General features: G+C 38.4%; 11 protein-coding genes. 5 read left to right on the forward strand and 6 right to left on the reverse strand.

Going from position 1 to position 10,062, the window contains the following annotated elements:
- The first annotated feature begins 409 nt into the window (after positions 1-409).
- From Q8865_09765 to Q8865_09775, 3 genes are all read left to right on the forward strand, one after another.
- On the forward strand, positions 410-1,312 hold the full coding sequence (locus tag Q8865_09765) for a metallophosphoesterase family protein (protein MDP4153707.1): 903 nt from the start codon (positions 410-412) through the stop codon (positions 1,310-1,312).
- A gap of 128 nt (positions 1,313-1,440) precedes the next feature.
- Positions 1,441-1,992 carry an acetylglutamate kinase gene (locus tag Q8865_09770; protein ID MDP4153708.1) on the forward strand — a complete coding sequence of 184 codons (552 nt, stop codon included), beginning with the start codon at positions 1,441-1,443 and terminating at the stop codon, positions 1,990-1,992.
- Positions 1,993-2,084: 92 nt separating this feature from the next.
- The gene (locus Q8865_09775; protein ID MDP4153709.1) at positions 2,085-2,630 is read left to right on the forward strand and encodes a hypothetical protein; all 546 of its coding nucleotides are present in this window, start codon (positions 2,085-2,087) and stop codon (positions 2,628-2,630) included.
- Between the two features lie 87 nt (positions 2,631-2,717).
- Here the strand turns inward: Q8865_09775 and Q8865_09780 are convergent, their stop codons facing one another.
- Positions 2,718-3,254: an ECF transporter S component gene (locus Q8865_09780; protein MDP4153710.1), complete on the reverse strand. Its 537-nt coding sequence runs from the start codon at positions 3,252-3,254 to the stop codon at positions 2,718-2,720.
- A 101-nt stretch (positions 3,255-3,355) separates the two neighbouring features.
- Here Q8865_09780 and Q8865_09785 point away from each other — a divergent pair, with 101 nt between their 5' ends.
- Complete coding sequence (locus Q8865_09785) at positions 3,356-4,282, forward strand: hypothetical protein (protein ID MDP4153711.1); 927 nt, start codon at positions 3,356-3,358, stop codon at positions 4,280-4,282.
- 39 nt (positions 4,283-4,321) lie between these two features.
- On the opposite strand, the gene Q8865_09790 is transcribed toward Q8865_09785, so the two are convergent.
- The 5 genes from Q8865_09790 to cdaA are packed head-to-tail and all read right to left on the reverse strand — an operon-like array spanning position 4,322 to position 9,399.
- Positions 4,322-4,732 (reverse strand): SoxR reducing system RseC family protein, encoded by a 411-nt coding sequence (locus tag Q8865_09790; GenBank protein ID MDP4153712.1) that lies wholly within the window; start codon positions 4,730-4,732, stop codon positions 4,322-4,324.
- Positions 4,732-5,649 (reverse strand): patatin-like phospholipase family protein, encoded by a 918-nt coding sequence (locus Q8865_09795; GenBank protein ID MDP4153713.1) that lies wholly within the window; start codon positions 5,647-5,649, stop codon positions 4,732-4,734. Before Q8865_09795 ends, Q8865_09790 begins: the two co-directional genes overlap by 1 nt.
- A gap of 11 nt (positions 5,650-5,660) precedes the next feature.
- The gene (locus Q8865_09800; GenBank protein ID MDP4153714.1) at positions 5,661-7,268 is read right to left on the reverse strand and encodes a hypothetical protein; all 1,608 of its coding nucleotides are present in this window, start codon (positions 7,266-7,268) and stop codon (positions 5,661-5,663) included.
- Between the two features lie 8 nt (positions 7,269-7,276).
- Positions 7,277-8,527, reverse strand: a complete 1,251-nt coding sequence (locus Q8865_09805) for a CdaR family protein (protein ID MDP4153715.1) — start codon at positions 8,525-8,527, stop codon at positions 7,277-7,279.
- On the reverse strand, positions 8,524-9,399 hold the full coding sequence (cdaA, locus tag Q8865_09810) for a diadenylate cyclase CdaA (protein ID MDP4153716.1): 876 nt from the start codon (positions 9,397-9,399) through the stop codon (positions 8,524-8,526). Before cdaA ends, Q8865_09805 begins: the two co-directional genes overlap by 4 nt.
- A 390-nt stretch (positions 9,400-9,789) precedes the next feature.
- Between cdaA and Q8865_09815 the strand changes: the two genes are divergently transcribed.
- The coding region (locus tag Q8865_09815; GenBank protein ID MDP4153717.1) for a serine O-acetyltransferase at positions 9,790-10,062 on the forward strand (273 nt) is incomplete at its 3' end.

Raw genomic sequence — 10,062 nt, forward strand, 5'->3', positions numbered from 1 at the left:
ACCGCCGAAGCCGCCGGGACCGCCGAAGCCGCCGGGACCACCAAGGCCGCCGGGACCGCCGAAGCCGCCGGGACCGCCGAAGCCGCCGGGACCACCAAGGCCGCCGGGACCGCCGAAGCCGCCGGGACCGCCGGGACCACCAAGGCCACCGGGTCCGCCGAAGCCGCCGGGGCATAGATAAATTAAAATTAATTTATCGGAAGATACATTTTGTAGAATAATGTCATATTATAAATAAATGTAATTAAATACTTAATATTTAAGGTAAGTCAAACCTAATTTTTAAGTTTAATACTAAATCAGAAATAGTGTAAAAACTGTTTTTGATTTTTTGTTTTATAATAATTTTTATTATTAAAGAAGTAAATACTAACTTAAGTAATTTAAAGTGACTGAAAAGGAGAATTCAATGTCAACTTTTAATCGCTTAAGTCAAATATTTAGAACTGCGGATATAATTCCTTTTGATGATTCATCTAAGATTGTTTTAATAAGTGATTGCCATAGAGGTGACGGAAGCTGGGTCGATGATTTCGGTCATAATAAAAACATCTATTATTCTGCAATTAAATATTATTATAATGAGGGGTTTACCTATATTGATCTCGGTGATAGTGACGAACTCTGGAAAAATAAAAAGTTTTCAGATATAAGCAACATCTATAATGATGTTTTTGAACTGCTTCACAAGTTTTATGCCGCAGGCAGATATTACATGATTTATGGAAATCATGATATGATAAAAAGAGATCAACATTTCGTTGAGCAGAATCTATATAGATATTATAATAGTGAACACGATACATTTGAGCCGTTATTTGAGAATATAAAAGTTCATGAAGGCTTAATTTTAAAACATCTTGAAACCAATATAAAGATTTTACTAATACATGGTCATCAGGGAGATCTGCTTGATGATGTATTTTGGTGGTTTGGAAGATTTCTCGTAAGATATATGTGGAGAAGGCTCGAGTTCTTTGGCTTAAAGGACCCGACAAGTGCGGCAAAGAACTATGCCAAGAAAAGAAAGGTTGAACGAAAAATTACACAATGGGTTGCTGTGAATAAGCAAGTTGTTATTGCTGGGCATACGCATAGACCTACGAGTCCATCCGAAGATGAAGTACAATATTTTAATGAGGGAAGCTGTGTTCACCCAAACTGCATAACTACAATTGAAATCTGTGACTCGGAAATAACGCTTGTTAAATGGGGCATAAAAACAAAGGAAGACAGATCGCTTTTTGTATCAAGAGAAGTAATTGCGGCACCAAAAAAAATTATAAATTTAAAAAATCATCCCAGAACATAAAATAACTGCAAAACTTCGGTTCAAATTAATTTTATATATAAATAATATAATTTTGTAAAAATTAAAAAAAGTTCCATTAGTTCTTCCTAGGCATATTATATAATAAAAATTACTAGGGGGAACCCAATATGCACAGACAGGGTTATGAAAATAACATAGATAATGATCTGCAAGATACATTCAGAAAACTTTGGGAACAGCATATTTTATGGACGAGATCATTCATCATTAGTACTGCTGAAGGATTAAAGGACTTAGACGTTGTAACTAAAAGATTACTTCGGAATCCAGAAGATTTCGCAAATGTTTTTAAAAGATTTTACGGTGAGCAGGTTGCAGATGAGTTTAAACGGCTTTTTGAACAGCACCTGCTTATTGCCGCGGATTTGGTTAACAGCGCAAAAGCAGGTAATAGGCGAGAAGTTGAAGAAAACAGAGCTAAGTGGTATGCCAATGCCGACAATATAGCCGTATTTCTTTCAAGAATAAATCCAAACTGGAGCAGACGCGAATGGCAGGATATGCTTTACAGTCACCTAAGGATGACTGAAATGGAAGCTGTAAGACGCTTAAACGGACAGTATGCTGATGATGTAAGTATTTATGATGATATTGAAGATCAAGCATTAAAAATGGCGGATTATATGTATCGTGGTATAAGCAGACAGTTTGGGGCTTAACAAAAATTTAGAGGCTGCAGCCTCTATTTTTTATGTACGATTGACATAAATTAAAGGATTTGGTAAAGTTAAAAAGAAAGGAAAAGATCATTATGATGACAAAAGATTTATTTATTAAAAAGCTTCAGGATATTCAAAACAACCATAAAACAGTGTATATGAGGGGCGTATACGGGGCGCCGGTCACCGAAGACATAATAAGCTATAAAACTGACCAATATCCGAATTGGTATTCAAGTGAGAGACAGATTACTCTTCGAAACCTAATTGGAAAAGGCTTTTTTGGTTTTGACTGCGTTTGCCTTATTAAAGGCGTTCTTTGGGGGTGGAATGGTGATGATACACAGGAATATGGGGGAGCAGAATACGAATCGAATGGTGTTCCCGATATTAATGCTGATACAATGATAACGAAGTGCGAAGAAGTAACTGAAGACTTTTCAAAAATTGAAGCAGGAGAGGCATTATGGTGCAACGGTCATATAGGAGTGTACATAGGAGATGGCAAAGCTGTCGAATGCACTTCAAGATGGTCTAGTAATGTGCAGGTGACTGCAGTTGGCAACATAGGGACAGTTGAAGGACTGAACACCAGAGTTTGGATAAAGCACGGAAAACTTCCGTATATTATGTATTAATAGTTAAACAGTTTGATAGTGAAAAACCGGAATAAACTTATTATTCCGGTTTTTAATATCCATATTTGATTGATTAGTCGTAAGGTTTTACTTATTTACCGCTTTTTTAATAGCAGGGAAGATAAGTAAAGCGATAAATCCTCCGATCAGTGCGGTTAATAATTGAGGATAGGAAAACATAACGCTTAGTGTCTGCAGCTGCTTGGGTTTAAGCGAAACTAGAGCGGGTAAAAGTTTAACAACGCCAAGGTAGAGAACGATAAATTTTGCAATTGCCCCTAAAACTATACCGCTGATTTGGATTCCATATCGTTTACCGCCTGAATTTTTAAGAGATTTATTTAAAATTATTGTTGTAATAATTACGATAGTCATATTACCGATCATAATAAACGGGATAAGAAATGGCTGAGGTGATATTCCTAAAAAATAGGCGAAAACAGGCGATATTAAAGCAACGGTCAGTCCAGAACTCAGTCCCGCTGTTAATCCGCCTACAATAAGAATAAGATTTACTAATGAGCCGGTGACATATTGGCCAAAACTTTTTGTTACAGCCTGAAAAACAATTAAAAGAGCAATAAATATTGCTGTTCTTGTTATCCATTGGATTTTTTTGTTCATATTATTCCCTCCATGTTGAATATAAAAAGTTGTTAATATATAATGAGAGTGCTTTTAAAGCTGCTCTGATTATTGATTATAGAGATAAAAGAGGTTAGAAAATGAATAATGTTATTTTTTCGAAAACAGATGTCAGTATATTCGGGGAAGGTGTAAAGTTATCAAACGGAGTTTTGGAACTTAAAGTTCCAAACGGAATAGGCCCGAGGATACTTCATTTTGGTTTAGAAGGCGGAGAAAATATATTTTTTGAAGATTTACACGATGAAATATCAAACAACAGCCCTGAATTCAAAAAATTCGGTGATAAGGGCCATTGGCATATTTACGGCGGACATAGGCTATGGACAAGCCCTGAAATTCTACCGCGTACATATTATCCAGACAACAGACCTGTTAAAATTGAACAGTTGGAAACTGGTGTTAGGATTATTCAGGAACAGCAGAGTTATACAAATCTGCAGTTATCTATTGAGGCAAGGTTCACAGGCGAAAATGAAGTTACTGTTGACCATATGATTACTAATATAGGGGCTTGGCCAGTTAAACTTGCGCCCTGGAGCCTTTCTGTAATGAGTGAAGGTGGTTTAGAGGTAATTCCTTTTTACGGCGAAGATACAGGATTTTTGCCAAATAGAAGCTTAGTTATGTGGCCCTATTCTAAATTTACAGATGACAGGGTTTACATAGGTGATAAATATATCACTCTTAAACAGGATAAAACGGCAAAGGATCCTTTCAAAGTTGGACTAGCGACAGAATGCGGATGGGCTGCATATTTTAATCGCGGATATCTGTTTATCAAAAAGTCTAAAGTAATTAAGAATGCCGAATATCCGGATTTTGGATGCAGCTATGAAACATATACGAACAATGTCATGGTTGAAATGGAAACTTTATCGCCGCTACAGATAATTGATCCTGAAAAAACTATTACCCATAGGGAAGTCTGGAAGCTATATAAATGCGAAAGGCCGGATGCAAAAGACGAAACATTGATTGATAAAATAATAACACAACATCTTTAATAAGTAAAGCAGCCTAGAAGGCTGCTTTTTCAATGTCATTTAATTATCTATATTAGTTATAGTATAAGTCAATATTTTGTGTTTTTTCATTTTTTGGTTTATTATAAACGAAGGTGTAAATCCGGCAAAAAGCAATAAGAAGGCACCGGCGGCTCTAATATTTTCAGTAAAACCTAAAACAGTACAGATTATATAACCTAAAACAAGCATTATGATTGGAAAAATATACATCATAAATGCGAGGGTCAGTATTACTTTTGAACTGCTTTCGATTACAACTCTGTCGCCTATTTTAGCGCCGACGGTATTTTTAGCGTATGCCTCAATAGGCTTTACTGATCCGCAGATCGAACAGTTTTGCCCGCAACCCTCGCCGCATGCAGATGATCTGTATATATTGAGCGCCGCAACTGCTCCGTCTGTTTTTGTTACAAAGGCGTATTGCTGCATTATTTATCCTTTCTCAAAAAATCATATCTTCCAAAACCGAAAAAGTTAAATTTAGGTTTTGCCATTTTAACTATCGCCGATTCGTTTTCAAGTGCTGTTTTATAGCCGCACTCATATGCTTCGTGCCCTTTTCCAAGATCGAGAGAATTTATATTAGGCATGGCAACATTGATACATAATTCAGCCTCTGTAGATAACAAATCAGTCTGCTGGCACAATATTATATCGATTGAACGGGATGATAATTCGATTAAATTTTTAGGCCTGCTTTCGTGCCATGAATTCATTGTTACCGCAAGAACACGGTCAGCACCCATCTGTCTGAGAGGGTGGATGGGCACATTCATACGCAGGCCGCCATCTGCAAGTCTCATGCCTTTATACTCTCTCGTACTCATCGCAATCGGTATCGATGATGATGCCCTGACGACCAAAGATAATGGGATATCATCGATGATAATATAATCATCGGTTTCAGCGAAACTTTCGGGTGAAGATGTAAACAAAACTATTCGGCTTGAATTAATGTCTACTGAAGGAATTGAAAGCGGCACCTTCACTTCTTTTATATTTGTAATTCCAATACTTTCGAAGATCTCTTCAGATTCTTTTTCTATTATATCTGCATCAATGAAACCGTCAATCGAATTTTTCCCGAAAGGAAGCAGACGAAAACTTGGCCTTGAAAAAGCGTTGCTTTCTTTAAATTTGTTTTCTATCTGGCTGAAGTGCTTATAAATTTCATCTGAAGACAATCCGCATGAATAAAGCGCAGCGACAATAGATCCAATACTTGTGCCGGTTATAAAATCGGCTTTAATTTTATTTTTTTCCAGAACCTTTAAAATGCCAAGCTGGGAGAAACCCCTGATGCCGCCTCCAGCAAGCGCAAGGCCAAGACCACCCTTTTTCTGCATATGAATGCCCCTTAATCCACTGTAAAATGACTTATAATTTCTTTTGCCGCCTTTATTCCATCAACAGCAGAGCTTGTGATTCCACCTGCGTATCCTGCTCCCTCACCTATAGGATAAGCCCCGATTATATTAACAGACTGCATGTCCGATCCGCGTGTGATCCGTACTGGCGATGATGTTCGTGTTTCAACACCGGTTAGCAGTCCCCCCAGACTGTTAAAACCGCGCAGCTGCTTATCAAAAGAATATAATCCTTTTTTTATCATATCAGATATAAAGGTCGGAAGCATTTGGTTCAAATCATAAAAACTCGTACCTATTGAATATGTTGGCTGAACATCTTTAAAATTATTAGAGATTTTGTTATTTACAAAATCTTCTGAAATCTGCACAGGCGCATAATAATTATTACCGCCGGCTATAAAAGCATTGCGTTCAAGCTCTTGCTGAAATGATATGCCCGACAACGGATGGTTATCGGCAAAATCCGAGGGTAGAACCGAAACAACTATCGCAGAGTTAGCATTACTGCCTGAACGGCTTTTATAACTCATTCCGTTTGTAACAACGCTCTGCTCTTCAGAAGATGCCGCCACTACGTAACCTCCAGGGCACATGCAAAAGCTGTAGACGCCGCGATCACCCTCACGGTATGAAAACTTATATTCACCGGGCGGCAAGGCCGGATGACCGGCAAACTTTCCGTAAAGAGCGCTGTCTACTGTCTCTTGAAGCTGTTCAAGCCTTACACCTGCTGAAAATGGTTTTTGTTCAAGCTTAAAGCCTTTTCTGTAAAGCATGTTATATGTGTCCCTGGCACTATGACCTATAGCCAGCATAACGACATCAGCTTCAAAAATTGCACCGCCAGACAGCTTAAGCGCTTCCACTTTTGAATTTTTTATAATGATTTCCTCAAGGCGTGTCCTGAAATGTATTTCACCGCCGAGATCAATTATTTTCTTACGCAAATTTTTGACTACATTACGCAAAACGTCTGTCCCGATATGGGGACGGGCATTTATTAGTATATCCTTATCAGCGCCAAACTCATAAAATGTGTTCAATACGTTTCGGATCAAAGAGGCTTTTATGCCTGTGTTGAGCTTACCGTCAGAGAAGGTTCCTGCACCGCCTTCACCAAATTGGACGTTAGACTCCGGATCGAGTTTTCCACCTGACCAAAATGTCTGCACAGAAGAAGCTCTTGTGTCGATATCGTCGCCGCGTTCAATTATTATGGGATGAAACCCTGCCCTTGCAAGGCAGAGTGCGGCAAACATGCCTGCGGGGCCGAACCCTATTATAACAGGCCGTTTTATTTTAGTTCTAGTTATGTGTTGCTCGATTGAATTATCTGATTCACTTTCTAAAAAGACAATGTTAGGACTTGAAAGCTTTGAAACTATTTCTCTTTCTAAAGCTTCATTTTCTAATTCAACGCCAACTGAATATATAATCTGAATATGGTTTTTACGCCTGCTGTCTACAGATTTCTTGCGTATATAGACAGACCGTACCTGTGCTGAAGGTATTTGTATTGCTTTGACAGCTTTTTCAAGCACATCTTTTTCATCACTATTAAGTGAAAGCGGAATAGAATTTACGATTATACTCATATTATTACCTATGATACTGCCGGCGGGGCAGTCTTATCAATGCTGACTTTAGCCGTAACATCGCCGATAACTCCAATTGCCTTTGAATTCAATATTTCAATTTTCACTGGCATTTCATATGTCCCTGTGGAAACCTGTTCATTGCTGCTGAATACAATGCTGGCTTTAATATCAGCGGAAGATACTGCAGACACAACGTTATTAGCACCTCTTATTTTAACCTCAACTGGCTTTGTTAAAAGAGTTGCCGCATACCCGTCAGGCAGACCGGTAATGTTTACGTCAGAAACATCTATTATACGTGTAGTCAAATCTCCTGGAGTGATAGTGACTTTAGCTTTTGTTACATTATCCATTAGTTTAACGTTAGACGGGACAGAAATGCCGAATGTCTGATCTGTATTTTCAGTTATTTTAGAAACATCTATAGATCCAATAGGAATGGAGTCAATAGAATTTACAACACTTTCTGCCCCTGCAATGGTAACAGAAGCAGGGTCAATAGTATATGGAAACAGTGCTCTTGCGTCGCCGCTAATATTACCGTTAAGCGTGATCGCTAAGGGAACGGTTTTTTTCTTCAAAACGGAGGTAGTTACTTTTACTTCGTTGGTATCGGAATTTAAATAGTCATCTCTAATGGCGCTCCCGTTGGAATCACAGAAAGTAAATCCAAGTTTTTGAGTAACAAGGCTATCGGGTTTATCGATTGTACAAGTGACGATGGCATTCTTGATTGCTGTAACATCTTCAGAAGGACCTGTAACTTTGATCGACTCAGGCTCATATTTTGTATTATCAAAGATATAATCGCTTCCACTGAGTTTTGATTCCATATTTACCTTGACCGGAATCTCTGCAGTAAGGATATGATCAAGTCTGACTTTTATATTTGTTGGGGATTTTCTCATTATTAAAACGTCACTGCGCGAGCATTCGACATTTACAGGCAGTTCATATACACCTGAATCCTTGATATTAGTTGCGTCTACTGTTGCAACTATATCAGACTCTTTCAGACTTCTTATAACGCTTCGTTTCCCACTGACTGTGACGTCAACCTTATAACTTCCGCCCGTTATTACTGAAAGAGCCCCCATCATAGAATTATTGCTTGCAGGAAGCGTAACTGTTACAGGTATATCACGGAATACGCTTTCGGTTTCAGGATTTTGGTATCCAACGTAAATCCACAGCACAATAGCGATTAGCCCTGATATTATCCTTATATTTAAATCTTTATCCCAAATCCCTTTCATTGCTTTTTGTCCTTTCGAAACAACTTGGTAAAGGGCCTTATTGGTTTTTTCTCAGAATGCTCGGTGAGATTCTTTATAAGCTCTGCCGAGAGTTCTTCGGCATTATAGCCCCGAACGATATTGCCTCTTGATACGGTTGAAATAATGCCGCTTTCCTCTGACACCACCACTACAAATGCATCTGAATTCTCGCTGATGCCAAGGGCTGCCCTATGTCTGGTGCCTAATTCGCGGCTTAAATCGTTATTCTGTGTCAAAGGCAAAAAACAACCCGCCGCATACGCGCGGCTGTTTCTAACTATTAACGCGCCGTCATGTAGAGGACTGCCTGTATAAAATATGTTTACGAGAAAAGAACTTGAAATAATCCCGTCGACTACTGTTCCTGATTTTACGATATCACCGAGTTTTGTCTGGCGTTCAAAAACTATCAGAGCTCCTATTCGCTTTTTAGACATGATATCACAAGCTTCACAGACCTCTGTAATTGCTTCTTTAGCTTTTTTGATTGCTTCAGGGTCGTCCATATTTATAAACTCTAGCCCAAACTTTCCGCGCCCGAATCGTTCAAGGGCACTTCGAAGTTCAGGTTGAAACACGATTAATATTGCTATAACCCCGACCTGCATGGAGTTTTTGAGGAAAAAGTTTGTTGTTTCAAGACCGAAAAGGTCGCTGAGTTCAAGCATGACAACAAGAACGATAATGCCCTTCATAAGCTGTGCGGCACGTGTTTCCTTAATAAGATTTATTATAACGTAAACAAGATAGCCGACTATAAAAAGGTCAATAAGCGTTAAAATTATCCTGCCGGATAATTGAGCCGTTATTGTACCTTTTAAGCTGTTAAAAAAATTCACAAGTCCGCTCATCACAAATTCCTTTATAGTTTAATTATAAAAATTAGTTTAGCATAAATTTGGAATATAAAAAAGGGTAATATTCAAATTTTGTATTTGGCATTATCAGTAACAAAAAAAATCGCACCACATACTATAATAGTGAAATCACTAAAGGGGGATTATACATGTGTTGCTTTAACGATTTATGCGAAGACAATACTCTCATTCTTATAGCAATCGCTCTGCTTGTAATCTATATGTGCTGCTGCGAAGATCATCATCATTAAGCCTGGCAATTAGTACAATGTAATGGGCTGTGTTTGTCACAGCCCATTATTTATGTAGCATAAAAACAGTTGCACATATCAGTTTAAATGTTATAATATTTTTATATGAACTATTATAAAACGGGGGGTAACCGTGTTTAAAAGGTTAATAGAAGATCTGGAGTCAGTGAAGCAGCGTGACCCGGCAGCCAGAAGTAAAATAGAAGTCTTGCTTCTTTATCCAGGTGTACATGCTGTAATCTCGCACAGGGTAGCACACTGGTTCTATAAAAGAAAGATGTTTTTTACAGCACGGGCTATATCTCAGCTTTCACGCTTTTTTACTGGTATAGAGATACATCCCGGTGCTAAAATTGGCAAAGGATTATTCATTGACCATGGTATGGGGGTGGTCATTGGTGAAACA

The organism is Bacillota bacterium (genome assembly GCA_030705925.1).
Taxonomy (GTDB): Bacteria; Bacillota; Clostridia; order Oscillospirales; family Feifaniaceae; genus JAUZPM01.